Origin of the sequence: Sphingomonas sp. J315, assembly GCF_024666595.1 — a bacterium.
In the GTDB taxonomy this organism is placed as follows: Bacteria; Pseudomonadota; Alphaproteobacteria; order Sphingomonadales; family Sphingomonadaceae; genus Sphingomonas.
Map to the genome: position 1 here is coordinate 1656506 of NZ_CP088296.1, position 15775 is coordinate 1672280.

At 66.6% G+C, this 15775-nt stretch carries 16 protein-coding genes and 2 pseudogenes; 4 read left to right on the forward strand and 14 right to left on the reverse strand.

Annotated elements, in window-relative coordinates:
* Positions 1 to 23: 23 nt before the first annotated feature.
* Positions 24 to 218: a hypothetical protein gene (locus LRS08_RS08470; RefSeq protein WP_257844074.1), complete on the forward strand. Its 195-nt coding sequence runs from the start codon at positions 24 to 26 to the stop codon at positions 216 to 218.
* Here the strand turns inward: LRS08_RS08470 and LRS08_RS08475 are convergent.
* Both LRS08_RS08475 and LRS08_RS08480 read right to left on the reverse strand, forming a co-directional pair.
* Complete coding sequence (locus LRS08_RS08475; protein ID WP_257844073.1) at positions 215 to 604, reverse strand: hypothetical protein; 390 nt, start codon at positions 602 to 604, stop codon at positions 215 to 217. The genes LRS08_RS08470 and LRS08_RS08475 overlap by 4 nt on opposite strands.
* A 59-nt stretch (positions 605 to 663) precedes the next feature.
* Positions 664 to 894, reverse strand: a complete 231-nt coding sequence (locus LRS08_RS08480) for a hypothetical protein (protein WP_257844072.1) — start codon at positions 892 to 894, stop codon at positions 664 to 666.
* Between the two features lie 84 nt (positions 895 to 978).
* Here LRS08_RS08480 and LRS08_RS08485 point away from each other — a divergent pair, with 84 nt between their 5' ends.
* Positions 979 to 2799, forward strand: a complete 1821-nt coding sequence (locus LRS08_RS08485) for an ABCB family ABC transporter ATP-binding protein/permease (RefSeq protein WP_257844071.1) — start codon at positions 979 to 981, stop codon at positions 2797 to 2799.
* A gap of 38 nt (positions 2800 to 2837) precedes the next feature.
* On the opposite strand, the gene LRS08_RS08490 is transcribed toward LRS08_RS08485, so the two are convergent.
* Positions 2838 to 4163 (reverse strand): dihydroorotase, encoded by a 1326-nt coding sequence (locus LRS08_RS08490; RefSeq protein WP_257844070.1) that lies wholly within the window; start codon positions 4161 to 4163, stop codon positions 2838 to 2840.
* A gap of 44 nt (positions 4164 to 4207) precedes the next feature.
* Between LRS08_RS08490 and LRS08_RS08495 the strand changes: the two genes are divergently transcribed.
* Complete coding sequence (locus LRS08_RS08495) at positions 4208 to 4933, forward strand: folate-binding protein YgfZ (RefSeq protein ID WP_257844069.1); 726 nt, start codon at positions 4208 to 4210, stop codon at positions 4931 to 4933.
* Here the strand turns inward: LRS08_RS08495 and LRS08_RS08500 are convergent.
* The 8 genes and pseudogenes from LRS08_RS08500 to LRS08_RS08545 all read right to left on the reverse strand — a co-directional run bounded on the left by LRS08_RS08500 (position 4922) and on the right by LRS08_RS08545 (position 12344).
* Complete coding sequence (locus LRS08_RS08500; protein ID WP_257844068.1) at positions 4922 to 5476, reverse strand: phytanoyl-CoA dioxygenase family protein; 555 nt, start codon at positions 5474 to 5476, stop codon at positions 4922 to 4924. The genes LRS08_RS08495 and LRS08_RS08500 overlap by 12 nt on opposite strands.
* 279 nt (positions 5477 to 5755) lie before the next feature.
* A pseudogene (locus LRS08_RS08505) lies at positions 5756 to 6888 on the reverse strand (OmpA family protein).
* Between the two features lie 102 nt (positions 6889 to 6990).
* A complete protein-coding gene (locus LRS08_RS08510) occupies positions 6991 to 7500 on the reverse strand; it encodes a DUF2793 domain-containing protein (RefSeq protein ID WP_257844067.1) in 510 nt (169 codons plus the stop codon).
* Positions 7501 to 7624: 124 nt separating this feature from the next.
* Positions 7625 to 8170 (reverse strand): hypothetical protein, encoded by a 546-nt coding sequence (locus LRS08_RS20280; protein WP_374580555.1) that lies wholly within the window; start codon positions 8168 to 8170, stop codon positions 7625 to 7627.
* 139 nt (positions 8171 to 8309) lie between these two features.
* Complete coding sequence (locus tag LRS08_RS08525; protein WP_257844065.1) at positions 8310 to 8981, reverse strand: spermidine synthase; 672 nt, start codon at positions 8979 to 8981, stop codon at positions 8310 to 8312.
* Position 8982: 1 nt separating this feature from the next.
* Positions 8983 to 9711, reverse strand: coding sequence for an NRDE family protein (locus LRS08_RS08530; RefSeq protein ID WP_257844063.1), 729 nt, complete (start codon positions 9709 to 9711; stop codon positions 8983 to 8985).
* Between the two features lie 705 nt (positions 9712 to 10416).
* Positions 10417 to 11650 (reverse strand): annotated as a pseudogene (locus LRS08_RS20050) (DNA-packaging protein).
* Between the two features lie 73 nt (positions 11651 to 11723).
* On the reverse strand, positions 11724 to 12344 hold the full coding sequence (locus tag LRS08_RS08545; RefSeq protein ID WP_260481563.1) for a hypothetical protein: 621 nt from the start codon (positions 12342 to 12344) through the stop codon (positions 11724 to 11726).
* A 231-nt stretch (positions 12345 to 12575) separates the two neighbouring features.
* Between LRS08_RS08545 and LRS08_RS08550 the strand changes: the two genes are divergently transcribed.
* Entirely contained in the window at positions 12576 to 12959 is a 384-nt protein-coding gene (locus LRS08_RS08550) for a hypothetical protein (RefSeq protein ID WP_257844061.1), read from the forward strand.
* A 238-nt stretch (positions 12960 to 13197) separates the two neighbouring features.
* Here LRS08_RS08550 and LRS08_RS08555 read toward each other — a convergent pair whose 3' ends face one another.
* The 3 genes from LRS08_RS08555 to LRS08_RS08565 all read right to left on the reverse strand — a co-directional run bounded on the left by LRS08_RS08555 (position 13198) and on the right by LRS08_RS08565 (position 15616).
* The gene (locus tag LRS08_RS08555; RefSeq protein ID WP_260481564.1) at positions 13198 to 14289 is read right to left on the reverse strand and encodes a hypothetical protein; all 1092 of its coding nucleotides are present in this window, start codon (positions 14287 to 14289) and stop codon (positions 13198 to 13200) included.
* A 159-nt stretch (positions 14290 to 14448) separates the two neighbouring features.
* Entirely contained in the window at positions 14449 to 15390 is a 942-nt protein-coding gene (dapF, locus tag LRS08_RS08560) for a diaminopimelate epimerase (RefSeq protein ID WP_312026672.1), read from the reverse strand.
* Positions 15347 to 15616 carry a hypothetical protein gene (locus LRS08_RS08565; RefSeq protein ID WP_260481565.1) on the reverse strand — a complete coding sequence of 90 codons (270 nt, stop codon included), beginning with the start codon at positions 15614 to 15616 and terminating at the stop codon, positions 15347 to 15349. The genes dapF and LRS08_RS08565 overlap by 44 nt, the downstream gene beginning before the upstream one ends.
* Positions 15617 to 15775 lie beyond the last annotated feature (159 nt).

Genomic DNA, 15775 nt, shown 5'->3' on the forward strand with positions numbered 1-15775 from the left:
CGGAAATTGGCAGATGATGGGCGATGACGACGCTCTCGCTTCAGCTTTCCCGTGCACTGGCCCGTGGTCGCGCCGAGCCGGCCTCGCCGCCGACCCGCGCCGACCTGCTCGCCACGCTGCTGCGCAAGCGCGCCGCCGCGCGCAATGCCGGCGCGGCTGAGCTCGAGGCGATGCTGATCGAACAGATCCGCTGGGCGCTCCCGGTCGAGCGCGGCTAGACCGTTCCGGGCAGCTTCGTCGCCACCCATCCACCCGCGATCGGTGCCGCAACCGCGGCGATCTGCATCCACAACGGGTGCGGGATCATGAACAGCGTCATCACGCCGAAACAGATACCGATCAGCACGACGATCCACCCGGCGGGTTGCCATTGCGCGACCTTGGCACCGACCCACGCCCCGGATATCGCGCCTAGGAACCAGGCGACCACCACCGCGATCTTCGCCTCCAGCGGCACGACATCCATCAGCTTGGCGAGTTGTGCCGGGTCCGACACATCAACCCCGGATGGCGGAGTCCAGATGGAGTGAGAGATCATCTCGACGATCCACACCGTCGCGCCCAGCGCGACCACGCCCGCAACAACACCCAGTATCTTGCGCATTCCGCCTCTCCCGCGATTGCGGAGCGGATCATAACATCATTGCGATAGTGCAACAGCGCTCAATAGTGGCGTGGCTTGGTCTCTGCGCGCGCCATCTGCTCGCCCCGGCGGTGACAGGTTGCGGCAATCGTCGGATAGGAGAGATCGGTGTGACGCGGCAACACCTGTGCCATCGCCGCCTGGCATTGCGCCGCGCTTTGATACCGGACCGGCTCGACCCGCGCCTGCTGGCATTGATCCTGGAAATCGCCGCAGCCAAGAATGGCCATCACGTAGAAAACCGGTTCCATCGTCTCGCTCCTCGCCATGCATAACGGATGGCGGGCGGGCTTTGTTTCATTGCATCGGGACACGCGCAGCCCCAGATACTGCCTATGCCTCCCGACACTGCGCCGGCGACCGGCGGCGAGCGCCCGCTGTTCGCCACCCTCGCGCGCTTCCTTCCCTATCTGTGGCCCGCCGGACAGCCGGGGCTGAAGGCGCGCATCGTCGGCGCGCTCGCACTGGTGGTGCTGTCAAAGGTGGTTCAGGTCTATGGCGCGGCCTATGCGCTCAAGGCCGCAGTCGATGCGATGGCGATCGGTGAGCGCGGGGTCATCACGTTCGTGGTGCTGATGGTGGTCGGCTACGCCGCCGCGCGACTGTTCACCACCATATTCGACAATCTGCGCAACACCGTGTTCGAAAAGGTCGGGCAGGACGCGACCCGGCGGCTCGCCATCGTCACCTTCCGCCAACTTCACCAGCTGTCGCTGCGCTTCCACCTCGAACGCCGCACGGGTGCGGTGACCAAGGTGGTCGAGCGCGGGACCAAGAGCATCGATTCGATGCTCTATTTCCTGCTGTTCAACATCGCCCCGACGATCCTCGAACTGGCACTCGTGCTCCAGATCTTCGGGTCGAAATTCGGCATGTGGCTGGTCGCATCGACCATCGCGATGGTGGTGATCTACATCGCCTTCACCCGCTGGATCACCGACTGGCGCGCGAAGCTGCGCGAGCAGATGAACGACCTCGACACCGGCGCGGTGGCGCATGCGGTCGACTCGCTGCTGAATTTCGAGACGGTGAAGTATTTCGGCGCGGAGCAGCGCGAATCCGACCGCTACGAGCGCGCGGTCGAGGCTTATGCCAAGGCGGCGGTAAAGTCGGAAAATTCGCTCGCCTGGCTCAACATGGGCCAGTCGCTGATCACAAATGTGATGCTGGGTGCCGGAATGGCCGTAGTGGCGTGGGGCTGGTCCACCGGGGAATTTACCGCGGGCGACGTCGTGTTCGTCTCGACCTTGCTCAGCCAGTTGTTCCGCCCGCTTGACATGCTCGGCTGGGTCTATCGCACGATCCGCCAGGGCGTGATCGACATGGGCGCGATGTTCGACCTGATCGACACCGATGCCGAGGTGAAGGACGTGCCGGGCGCGGCGGCGCTGGCGGTCGAACGCGGCGAGGTGCGGTTCGAGGGCGTGCGCTTCGGCTACGACGCCGACCGCGACATATTGAAGGGCATCGACCTCGTCATCCGCCCGGGCCAGACCGTCGCGATCGTGGGCCCGTCGGGCGCGGGCAAGTCCACCCTCGCGCGCATCCTTTATCGCTTCTACGACCTGACCGGCGGGCGCGTCACGATCGACGGGCAGGATATTTCGCAGGTAACGCAGGCCAGCCTGCGTGCCGCGATCGGCATCGTGCCCCAGGACACGGTGCTGTTCAACGACACGATCAGCTACAACATCGCCTATGGCCGCGAAGGCGCGACGCAGGATCAGGTCGAGACCGCAGCGCGCGGCGCGGCAATCGCGGGCTTTATCGACGCAATGCCCGATGGCTATGCGACGCGGGTCGGCGAGCGCGGCCTCAAGCTGTCGGGCGGCGAGAAACAGCGCGTCGCCATTGCCCGCACCCTGCTCAAGAACCCACCGATCCTGATCCTCGACGAAGCGACCAGCGCACTCGATTCGCGCACCGAAGCCGAGATCCTCGACACGCTCGAAGCGATCGAGCGCGGCCGCACCACCATCGTCATCGCCCACCGCCTGTCGACCGTGGTCAACGCCGACCGCATCGTGGTGCTGGAGGATGGGCGCATCGCCGAACAGGGTACCCATGCCGAACTGCTCGAACGGCGCGGCACCTACGCCGAAATGTGGGCGCGGCAACAGGCGGAACGGGAGGCCGTGGCCGACGCGGCGGAGTAGGCGAATAGCCCCTCCCCTTCAGGGGAACGGCCTTGGAGTCACCCGAACTCCACCGCCTCGAACCGCACCGGCCGGCCATGCGCCGCGTTCGCCAGCTGCCCGTCCCACATCACCTTGCGCCCGCGAATGATCGTCCCGATCGGCTTTCCGGTAAGCGTGTCCCCGGTGAACGGCGACCAGCCGCAGCGCGACGCCAGCCAGCTTTCCTCGACCGTCCACTGCTTCTTCAGGTCGACCACGGTGAAATCCGCGTCATAGCCCGCCGCAATTCGCCCCTTGCCGACGAGACCAAACACCCGCTGCGGTCCCGCGCTGGTCAGGTCTATAAGTCGCTGGAGCGTAGTGCGGCCCTTTGCGACATGGTCGAGCAGCAGCGGCAACAGCGTCTGCACGCCCGGCATGCCGCTGGGCGATGACGGATAAGGCTTGGCCTTTTCCTCGATCGTATGCGGCGCATGGTCCGATCCCAGCACGTCCGGCACGCCCTGATTGAGCCAGTGCCACAACCCGTCGCGATGCGCGGCCGACCGGATCGGCGGGTTCATCTGGGCATAGGTGCCGAGCCGCGGATAGGCATCCTCTCCGGCAAGCGTCAGATGCTGCGGAGTCACCTCGCACGTCGCGATGTCCTTATGCTGCGCCAGCAACTCCAGCTCCGCCGGCGTCGTCACATGCAGCACATGGATGCGCCGCCGCGCCTCCCGCGCCAGCTTCAGGATGCGCCGCGTCGCCAGGATTGCGCTCTCGTCATCGCGCCACACCGGGTGCGACGACGGATCACCCGCGACCCGCTCGCCCTCGCGGTCGTTCATGCGAAACTCGTCCTCGGCATGGATCGCGACGCGGCGATGGCCGCTCGCCAGCACCCGCGCCAGATTGGCGTCGTCCGACACCAGCAGGTCGCCGGTCGACGCGCCCATGAAGATCTTAACCCCCGCCGTCCCGGGCATTCGTTCCAGGTCGGCCAGATCGGCGGCATTGTTGTTGGTCGCCCCGACATAGAAAGCGTGGTCGCACCACATCCGGTCCTTCGCGCGCGCGAGCTTGTCGTTCACCGCGTCGGCGCTGTCGGTATTGGGCTTGGTGTTCGGCATCTCGAACACCGCGGTGACCCCGCCGAGCACCGCCGCGCGGCTGCCGGATTCAAGGTCTTCCTTCGCCTCCAGCCCCGGTTCGCGGAAATGCACCTGGCTGTCGATTACGCCGGGCAGCACGTCCAGGCCGGTGCAGTCGATCGTCTCGCCCGCATCGCCCTGCGCGCCAATCGCGACGATCTTGCCGTCGCGCACGCCGACATCGAGCCTCGCCGGGCCGGAGGGCAGGTGGACGGTGCCACCAACGAGCTTCAGATCGAACGTCGCCATCTCAGCCTCTTTCGCTTGCCTGCCCCGCCTCCTACCTGTTCGACATGACCGATGCCACCCTGCTCCCCGACCGCGCCCTGATCCGCATTTCGGGGGAGGATGTCCGCGGCTTCCTGCAGGGTCTGGTGACGCAGGATATGAACGCGGTGCAGCCCGACGCGCCGCTCTGGGCCGGGCTGCTCTCGCCTCAGGGCAAGGCGCTGTTCGACTTCATCCTCTGGGCGGATGGCGCGGACGTGCTGATCGATTGCGAGGCGGCCCAGTGCGACGCGCTGATTCGCCGCCTGTCGATCTACCGCCTGCGCCGACCGATCACGATCACCGCAGCGGAGGGCGGGGTCCACTGGTCGCGCGCGCAAGGCCATGGCGTGCCCGATCCGCGACTCGCCGCGCTCGGCTGGCGCTGGCTGGGCGAAGCGGGCGGGGATGCGGCCAGCGGCTGGCGCGAACACCGGCTGCGCCTCGGCGTCACCGAGGGTGCGGACGAACTCGGCCAGGACAAGACCCTCTGGCTCGAATGCAATGCCGCCGAACTGAACGGCGTCAGCTTCGCCAAGGGCTGCTATGTCGGCCAGGAAAATACCGCCCGGATGAACTGGCGCGCCAGGGTCAACCGTCGCCTGATCGTCGCGCCGCTCGGCGAACCGGGTGACCGCACCCGCGCCACCTATCCCTATCTCGGCCTGATGGTCGAACACCGCCGGGTCGAAGCGCTCGGCGACGCGATCATTCCGGATTGGCTGGCAGGGGCGCTCGCCTCAGATACCTGACCATTGGAGCCCCTCGGGCAAGTCGAACCCGGCATAATCCACCTGCAATACCCGTCGCCGGCGCGGCGTTGCGACCGCGTCCGACGCGTGCAGGATCGGGGTTGCATAGACCCAGATGTCGCCCGCCAGTGCGGTGCAGACCTGAACCCCGCACTCCGCGACCACCGCGTCGATCCGCTCCTCGCGCACCAGCCCAAAGCGATGCGATCCCGGTGCGATCAGCAACGGCGCGTTATCCGCCGGAACATCGTCGAGGTGGATGCGGACGGTGACCATCCGTTCGAGCAGGTCGAAGGGCGGCGCAACGTGCAGCAGCCCCGACTTGACGGTCCACGGGCCAAAACCGGCGACGTCGCGACGCCCGCGCACGCAGATCGTCCGGTCCTGATGCCAGGCGAGCGCCCAGTTGGTTGTCGCAGTTTTGTCGAACAGGATTGCGCGTACAGGGCAAAGCACGCGCCGGACAAATCGCGCGATCTGCGATCCGATCGAACCCTGTTCCCCGAGGATGTCGGCGAGCGCCGCGACGCCCCTGAGCCGCAATCCGGGGCGGTTGGGGGAAGCACCGCGATCGCCTGCTCGATTGCGCCAAGCATCGGGAGCGCCGCCCCATCGCGGCGCTCGGCACCATGTTCGGCGAACCGCATGGGGTCGCGCGCGTGATCAGGCAGCGGCGCAGGGACGCGATGGTGCATGCACCGATATGATCGCAGCGTCATGTGCCATGCAAGCGCGACGCCTGTCCAACGCACACAAAGAAAAGGGGAGGCCGGTTGCCCGACCTCCCCAAATCTTGTCGATCCACAGAGTGGACCGCGCGGCTTACATGCCCGAGCCCGGACCGTAAGTGATTTCCACGCGGCGGTTCTGCAGTTCGCGCACGCCGTCGGCGGTGTCGACACGCGGACGGCTTTCGCCGAACGCTTCCGAGCTGATCACGCCATCGGGGATGCCGCGGCCCGACAGATACGAACGGACCGAGTCCGCGCGACGCTGCGAGAGGCCAACGTTGTAGCTGGCTGCACCCGAACGGTCAGCGTGACCGGCGAGCATGACCTGCGCGTTGCCGCAGTTCTGATAGGCCGAGATGGCGTTATCGAGAATGCCCGACGCTTCCGGCGTGATGTCCGACTTGTCCCACTCAAAGAAGACAATGTACGGCCCGGGGGTGCACACCACTTCCGGCGGCGGAGGCGGCGGAGGCGGGGGCGGCGGGGAGGAGGCGGCGGCGGAGGCGGAGGAGGAGGAGGAGGCGGCGGTGCAGCCGGCTCACCGAAGTTGAACGTCACGCCACCGAGCAGGCTGTGCGAACGGAAGCGACCGTCGAACTGACGACCGGTCACGTCGACCAGCTTGACGTTGTCGGCGTTGAAGAAGCGATACTTCAGCGTGACGTCGATGTTGTCGCTCACTGCCTGACGCAGACCCGCAATCGCCTGCCAGGCGAACACGGTGTCGGAATCGTCGAGGAAGGCACCGCGGGTGTTGAGCGCATAGTCCGCCTTGACGCGCGCCACGCCGGCACCGCCGCCGACGAAGCCCTGCAGGCCATCATCGTCGCCGAAGTCCAGCATGCCGTTGATCATGAAGCTGAGCGCGGTCGAGCTACCGCCCGCATAGCCATAGTTCCCGGGAACCATATTGGTCAGAGCGCCGGTGCTGCCATAGGCAGGCGTCGTCGTCGACGAACGATAGCCATCAACCGTCGCACGCTTGTAGCTGACTTCCGCTTCTGCGCGGAAACCACCAAAGTCGTAGCCGATCGTGCCACCGACATCCCAGCCGGCTTCATGGTCCACGGTTCCAGCCGCAGTCAGAGCGCCAATGTCGTAATCGATGTCTTCGACGATCATCGCACCGCCTTCGACGCCCACGTACCACGCATCGTCACGTGCGAGGGCGGGCGTGGTGAGCGCGGTCGAAGCAAGTGCCAGAGTTACGGCAAGCTTCCGCATCTTAATCCCCTTTCTTAGTTGCCACTTCGGACAGCGCTAACTTCCTAACCTCTGGAAAGTTTCCGCGCAAGCGAACAAAATCCGGGGACTGTTGCCGGAACGTCACAGTTCGTCGCTAGCGATCAGGCCGTGTTCCCTCAGCGCGTCGAGGATCGCCGCGATCGCAGCGCGTGCCGCGTCGTCGATGGTCGCACCGCCCGTCGGGGCGGCGATCGCGTCGCATTGGCCACCGACAATCTGGGTTCCGCCAATCTCGATCCGGCTGGCGGCGATCACGCCGATCTGCCACCCCGCTCCAGCGTCATAGCGCACCGGCTTCCCATGGGTTTCGGACCATAGCGCAACGCCCGGCCGCGGCGTTGTGAACCACCAACCGCCATCGGTCCAGACGGCGATGGCTCGGGCATGGTCGCTCCAGGCACCGGTCGGTTCCTCGCCGACTATCCATGCATCGCCCGGCTCCGGCGTCGCTGGCGGGCTGTCGAGCCCGACATCCTTCACCGCCGGGTGCAGCAGCAGGTCGACCTGGACGAGTGCCTCATTGTGGAACATTTCCTTTTGCGCCTGTCCGGCGTGCAGGAGCGGAAGGGCGAATCGCGCGGTCGCTGTCATTCTGGTCACTCCATCGCTTCAAGAACAAGAATGGCGGACGTCGACAGGCCATGGTCTCCAGCCTGCTGCACCTCCACCGTCGCACCGTCGCTGCTGTCCAGCAGCCACTCGGGCGTGTCGCTCATCACGATCTGGTCAGGCTGCCCGGAAACACGAATTTGCAGCTGATAGCGTTCGGCGCCCTCGCCGATCGGGGCGTCGGTGCCATCGCCCCATCGCCATCCGCGCAACTGCGACGTGTCCACCGGATCATGCGTCCCCCGGGCGCGGGCACCGCGTGCAATGCCACGGGCGACGGCGGCGTCACCGACCGCCCGGTGACCGCGATCGTCGTTGCTACCGGCTCCGCGTCCCCCACGCCGGTCGCCATCAGGTTCAGCGTCATGCCCGCAGCGCCAAGATCGTCGTGGATCGCGAGCGTCGCGCGATCCAGCAACACGAAGCGGTCGCCCGCCACGCTTGCCCCGATCGCCCCTTCCGTACCCCTCCGCCCGCCACGCCCTCGGCGACGATCTTCACCGCCCGCTGCGCCACCGGATTGGCCGCATAGCCCGCGCACCTGCGCCTCGTAACTCTGCGGCCACTCGCCCAGCACCGCGCCCGCGCCCTGCCCACGCGCCAACACCGGACGCGACCCCTCGCGCCCGGACTTCCGCCCGAACCATTTCATGCGTTTCCTCTTTGATCGCCTCACGGCGATGGGGCGGCACCGGCCCGTTCCCCCACCCGGCCACCCACACGGTAATTTCGATGGGTGGCCGGGTGGGGGAGCGGGCCGGTGCCGCATGCGCGTCAGCGCATCAACAAACTCAGCGTTTCGTGCCGAACCAGATCACGTGGCGCGGCCCCTTGCCGTTCTGTCGCGCCCGCACCTGCACCTCTTCCACCGCAAACCCGGCATCGCGCATCCGCCGCGTAAAGGCCGGGTCCGGCCCCGCCGACCACACCGCCAGCACCCCACCTGGCGCCAGCGCCGTCCGCGCCCGCTCCAGCCCGCGCATCGTGTACAGCCCGTTATTGGCGTCGCGCGTCAGCCCGTCCGGGCCATTGTCGACATCCAGCAGGATCGCCTCCCAGCTGCCCCGACTGCGCGCGATCTCCGCGCCGACATCGCCCATCACCAGCTGCGTGCGCGGATCATCCAGACAGCCGTCGGCCAGCTCCGCCATCGGCCCGCGCGCCCACTCGATGATGCCCGGCACCAGCTCGACCACGCACGCCCACCCCTTCGGCCCCAGCCGCTTGAGCGCCGCACGCAACGTAAACCCCATGCCATAGCCGCCAATCAGCAGCCGCGCCGACGCCGGATCGCTCAACCGGTCCAGCGTCATCTCCGCCAACGCCTCTTCCGATCCGCTCATCCGGCTCGACATCAGCTCGTTGCGCTCGAGCATGATGATGAAGTCACGGCCATGCCGCACCAGCCGCAACGGTTCCCCGCCCGGCACCTCGGCCACACCGATCACTTCGCGAGGCGTCATTTCAACTCCACGTAAAACTCAACACGCTCTCGCCCTCGAGCAGCCCGCTCGAATTGAACCGCCGCTCCGCAATCCGACCGCGCCCCAGATGGTCCACCGTCACCACCGTACTGCACCGCGTCCCATAGACCGGGTTGCGGATGAACACCGGCGAATCCACCGGCTCGAACGGATCGGGCTCATACCGCTCCGCCGCCCCCGCCGGTCGCTCGTCGGCCAGTACCGCGAACAGCGGCTCCAGCGCCGAACTCCCCGCCTCCAGCCAGGCGCGCAACCCCATCTGCACCCGGATCGTCTTGGGCCACAACGTATCGAACAACCCGTTCGACAGTCCGTGCATCCCCGGGCTCAACGGCCGCCGCACCGGATCGGGCCGGTTCGAAAGATAGAGCGGCCCGTCGCGATCCACCGCGATCAGGTTGAACGGATTATAGGCGTCCAGGTCCTCCGGCTCATGCCCGGCCAGCATATCGGTCACCAGCGCCCCGCGCGACAGCTTGCCCGGATAGGCCGCCTCCCCGCGCACATTGGTCACCGCCGCCAGCCGCCCGGCCTCGTTCACCGCCAGCCAGGTCCCCCCGGCCTCCAGATCGCGCCCCCCGATGACAGGCCCGCGCGCCATCCAGCGCGACAGTGGCGCCGTCGCCCGCGCATGCCGCTCGTCACGGTTCCCCGCAGCGACCAACACCCAATTGGGATGCATCCCCCACGCCAACGCCAGCACGCACATGGCCGGAGGCTTAGCGGGGGTGACGGGCGACAGCTAGGGCGTATCGACATCCAAAAATCCTCCCCCGCCAGGGGGAGGTGGCGCCGCAGGTGACGGAGGGGAAGGAGGCTTCGTCGTCAAACCTCTTGCATCAGTGGATCCGCCCCCTCCGTCAGCTACACTGCCATCCCCCTGGCCGGGGAGGATTAACGCGCAAGGCTTCCGAACCTCTATAGGGGCTGTAAGCGGTCGGTCGGCAAACGACCCCGTTGCGGTCGTTTGCGTCTACACGAACAACAGTAGGGAGGCCGCCCCGAGTGCTGCAAAGGCCGCAATTCGCGGCGCACGTTGAAGGGGTTCGTCCCGCACAGCTTTCCAAGTTAGGAATGTCCCGGCACAGACGATCAGGCCGAGCTGGGCAAAGCCCCTCATGAGGTAGTTGGACTTAGTTGCGTAGCTCCATATCCCGGCCGCTGGTCCTTCTGCACCCCATGGGTAGCAATTAGGTCCCGCAGGGCACGGTTGCGCAGCCAATGCGTTCAGTAGGTCTGCCGAAAGAACGACAAGCACCGCAGACAATAGCAACCCGCTGACAATCTGAGCGGGATTGGGCTTCGTCATTTTGAAAATCTGCCATGCGAGTTTCAGTGCGTCAATGACCGCTTCCCACCCAATAGCTGACGGTTTAACCGTGATTACGGCATGGCCCTGCATCGCCTCAATCCCCTAAGTCCCCCGCACGCCCACCTCCCCCTTCCACCCAAACACCAGCTCCCACGCCGCCCATACCAGCGCATCCGCCCGATCCGGCGACCGCCCCGGCCCGGCATAATCGCCCCCGCGCCAGCCCGCACAGCTCATCCTCCAGCGCCGCGAACGCCGCCGCGTGCCGCACCTGTCTCCGTTCGTACAGCGCCGCCACCGGCTCGGCCCGCGCCGCCTTGCCCCGGCTGGCATGGACCAGCCGCACCGGCATCGCCACCACCGCCGCGCGCAGCACGCTTTCGACCATGTCGCCGCCCTGGTTCTTCTCCGCCACCACGCGATCCGCGCCATGCCGGTCGGCACACGCCGCCACCGCCTGCGCCCAGCCCTCGGGCGAAAGGTCCGAAACGCTCGCATCCTCCAGCACGCACAGCCTCCCCGCGCTATCGACCGCCACCGCGACGATCCCGCACGCATCACCCTCCGCACTCGCCGGCGGATCGACGCCGACCGCCACCCGCACCGGCGCGTCCACCTTCACCGCGCGCGCCGTCTCGATCATCGCCCGCGTCCACAGCGCCCCCGGCACATCGCTCAGCAGCTCGCCCTCCAGCTCCTGCCGCCCCAGCCGCGTCCCGCCATATTCCGCCTCCATCGCCTCAACGAAGCTCGCCGGCAGATGTGGATTGTCCCGCGTCCGCCCGCGCGTTTCGACACAGCTCGGCAGCGCCATCACCCGCCGCATCAATCGCGTCGGGCGCGGTGTCGTCGTCACCAGCACGCGCGGCCGATCCCCCAGCCGCAATCCCATCGTCAGATTGTCCCACGCCGCATCGCCGCGCCGCCCCCATTTGCCCAGTTCGTCGGCCCAGGCGGCATGATGCTCGGGCCCGCGCAGCCCATCGGGCGACTCCGCCGAATAGACAAAGCCGACCGCGCCCGACGGCCAGTGCAGCTCGCGCGCGCTCGCCTTCCACACCGGTTGCCGATCGATGCGCGCCGTGGCGATCAGCCCCGACTGCCCCTCGATCATCACCCGCCGCACCTCGTCCAGGCTCGCCCCGACCAGCGCAAAGCGCCCATCGGGCACATCCAGCGCCAGCTGGTTGACCCACTCGCTCCCCGCCCGCGTCTTGCCGAACCCGCGCCCGGCACGGATCAGCCACACCCGCCAGTCGCCCGGCGGCATCGTCTGCCCGCCATGCGCCCACAGCTTCCAGCGTGCCAGAAACTCGCGCCGCATCGGCACCGTCATTCAGCGCACCGCGTGACCGCGTTCTTCATCGGGCAGCGCGATCAGCCGGTCGATGAACGCGCCGATCTCCGCATCACTCGCCATCGCGCGCGCCCTCCGCCTGCGGGGCATGTTCGATCACCGCATCGCGCGCCGGAACCGGATCGCTCGCCCCCGCATCGTGCGGCAGCAACCCGGCCTTCCCCGCTTCCGTCTGGGCCGCCCACTCGGCCTCACGCGCGCGCCGCATCTCGATCGCCTTCAATCGCTTGAGCAGCACCGCGTCGGTCTCGTCGGGTGCCGCGAATTGCAGCGTGCCGCCGCCTTTTCGCGGCTTTCCAACCGGGTTGCGATGCGCAGCGAGCAGTCGCATCGCCGCTTCGAAATCAACCGCCGGCAGACCGTCCTGATGGGTATGGACTGGATCGCCGGCGCGATGACCCGCCAGCACATGGCCCACCAATAGCGTCTCGACCATCTGATAGCCGAGCGCCAATGCCGCTTCCCACCGTTCGGCAAACCGCGCGTTCCGGCGACGAAGCTCATAGACAGTTCGCACATCGACGTTCGCCACGGCAGCCGACTGGGTGACATTGCATGTTGCAGCAAGGTGATCGAGGAACGCGGCGCGCATCGCCTTGCTCCATCTTGCACGCGTGCTCTTGCCGTTGGCCGCCCGCTGTCCATCAAGATCGGTGCGGTATCCACTCGGCATTTCATCCCTCCCCAAACGCAGATCGGGCCGACAGGCGTTGCCGCCCCGGCCCGATTCCCCTCGATTTTCAAACTCCGAAGTCCGCGCTCAGCGACCCGATCGCCGCGACTCGCAATTCTTCAGCGCTACTGTTATGTACCGAATGAGCGTGACGATGTCAAGCACTTTGTTCCCATTTGGTTCGTCATATCATCCATCGCCGGTTCATCGCACCTGTGCCATTCTGCACCGATGCTCCACCGACTCGCCCCGATGCCGCTCGCCCTGCTGGCCGCCCTCCCCGCCACGGCACAGGAAGCCACGCCCGCAGCGCCAGCCGCGAAAGAAGCGCGCATCCCCTTCCCCTCGATGATCCGCGACTTCCGCGCCGATGGCCGCGACGCGATCTACCTGCGCGCCGGGCGGCAATGGTATCGCGGCACCTTCTTCGCCCCGTGCATCGAACTCCCCTGGGCGTGGCGCATCGCCTTCAAGCCCTCCGGCGGCGTCGGCGGCATCGACCGCTTCGCCAGCATCATCGTCCCCCGCGAAGGCGAATGCCGCCTCGCCTCACTGGTCAAGATCGACGGCAAACCGCCGGAAAGCGCGAAGAAACCGGCCAAGCCGAAGGGCTAAAACCCCTCTTCCCTTGGGAGAGGGAAGGAGGCCCCCGGACTTGATCCGGGGGCCGGAAGGGTGAGGGTGAGCGCCGCCCCCATCCGTCGTCCCGGGCTTGACCCGGGACCGGGCTGCCTTGAGCGCCAAGAAGCCCTGCCCCGGCTCAAGACCGGGGCGACGAAGAGGCCGTGGGGCAGATAGCGCGACCCTTCTTCCGTCATGCTGAACTTGGTTCAGCATCTGCCGATGCGAAGATTCAGCGTGCCGCCATAATCGGCACCGCGCCACTTAACGATCGACGCTGGTTCACATCGGTCATCAGCAGAACAAGGCCGGGGACGTCAAAGCTGACCTGATAACCACCTCTATTTTCAAACGTTGGGAGTGGACGAAACTGGGGTGATGACGCCCCGTCAAACCGATAGAGTCCGTCTGTGCCAAGTGCCCAAACCGTATTGCCAACGCGAGTCAGGCCAAAAAACGCAATTGTGCTCGCGGGTTCGCCCTCATCGGGCTTTCCGTAAGGGGGCTGATGGTCAGTCGGTTTGAAATACACGCGTCGTACCGTTGTGTCGCACACCTCGACGATACGACCGTGGGACATCATGTGCACGAGGCCGATTGCTGCGACCACGCAGGAAGGTTTCGACGGGGAGGCGACGATCCCGTTTACCGGGTCACACCCCGTATTGAGCGGGCCGCCACACAGCTCGCCCGATCGGTTCTTCTCAACGATTTCCATCTTTCCATCGCTGCGCTCTATCCGCCGAAGCCCACCACCCCATTCGCCAAGGTTGAAGCCAACCCAAATCGCATTGCCGTCAATCAACGCCGTTCCAACGCCAAAAGTCGACTCCAATTTCTGGGAGAGTTTCACCGCACGCACCCTCGCGCCCTCGACTTCCACCAAGCGATGATCAGTAACAATGGCGATGGCAGAGCCTTCCTCCGCGCAGCCAAATGCTGCCAGACTTTCGTTGTCGATGGCGATTGTAGGCCCAACATCCCATCCGGTAGAAGAGCGCCAATTTATCGACCATTTGCCCTTTTCAGCCTGAATTATAGCAACAAGGCGGCCCGCGGATTTACAGATTGCGACAGCCTTACCGTCAATTTTCAAGCGTTCGGGCTTCAGGTCGGCGGGCGAAAGGGACAGGAGCGAACCGTCATCGCCCATCATCCAGAGTCGGCCCCCCGCGAACACTGCGTGGCTTATAGCCCGCATTTGGTACTGGTCGGTCTCGGCAGACGCGTCCCTACCGTTCACCGACCACAGCGCGGCGATGCCGAATAGGGTGGCCGCAAAAGGCATCCCGAATAGCCATAGACGAGATGCTGGTCTTTTCATCTTGGAAGCATGCCCGAAAGACCGTCAGGGTCAATGACTACGATCTACCCAATTCAGCGGCTTACGTCGGTCGCCCATGATGAGCGCGGCCTCGGGAAGCCACCGGTCGGCTGTCACGATCGCCGAATGGGTGACGGAGCGGGTCGGAGCCGCCCTCACCTACCCGCGCGCCGCCGCCCAAGCCTTCACCTCACCCTCCCGCCGCCGCACCACGGTCAGCGCCCCCGCCTCACCCGTCGCCGGATCGATCTCAATCACCCCATCCCATTCGAACGTCGCATTGCCCGCGATCGTCACCATGTCGCCGCCCGCCGGTCCCTCGGCCCGCGCGCGCACGCGGCCGCCGGGGTTGAACACCGTCAGCCATTCCCCGAACTTCAGCCGCCCGGTCAGCCCCGCGGCATGCGTCGCCCCGGCCATCGCCGTGCCGCACGCATTGGTCAGCCCGACGCCGCGCTCGAACGTCTGCACGAACAGGTCGCTGCCCCGCACCTCGACAAAGCTCACATTGGCGCGATCGACCAGCAATTCCGGCCCCGCCTCGCACCATTGCCCCAGCGCGACCAGCTCATCGACATCGACCTTCTCGACGAACGCGATCAGATGCGGATTGGGCATCGCCAGCGCGGTAAAGGCGCGCGCATTGGGCAGCCCCGGAACCACCGCCTCGATCACCGGCCCCGGAACGCGGATGCCTACCGCCGCCGGATCGGTCCCCACCGGCCCCACCGTCTCGCGCACGGTATAGACGCCCCGCGCCAGCTCCGCCTCGCGCGCGACTTCAGCCCCGCTGGTCTTCAACCGCACCCGCGCCGCGTCGATCCCCAACGCCTCGAACCCGGCCCGCGCCAGGCACCGCAATCCATTCAGACAGGTCTCGGGCTCGGACCCATCGCTGTTCACGACCCGCATCCCGAAATCGGAAACGCCATCCCCTTGAGTCAGTAGCAGAATTCCATCGCCCCCCACCGGTCCGCTGCGATCGCACAACGTGCGCGCAATCCGCGACCAGCTGGCGTCGTCAAGGTTCAGATCACGGGCGTCCAACAGGGCAAAATCATTCCCCGACCCGTGGCATTTCGTGAAGTTCAGTTCCATCATCCCGCTCTACCCCCGCGCCGCCGCGACGCAAATGCAGTTCGGCTTGGGTCGCGCAAACCCGCGCTGGCGCGGCGCGGATCAAGCTGCCACAAGGTCGGCGATGGACGGCATCCTGTTCCTCGCCGTGGTGGTCCTCGGCATCATGGTCGTGGCGCAGGGCCAGCGGCTCCGCGCGCTGCGCGACCGGATCGACCTGCTCGAACGCCCGACACAGCTTCAGGCGCAATATCGGCGCGACGCCGCCGCGCCGCCGCCACCTCCGGCTGAGCCGACGCCAGCTCCGGCCGAACCGGTTGTCTCACCACCGCCCCCGGCCCCAGCCCGCGTCCAATCGCCGGTCAGGCAGGCCGCAGCCCCGCCGCCAGCTGCACCACGACCCGAACCG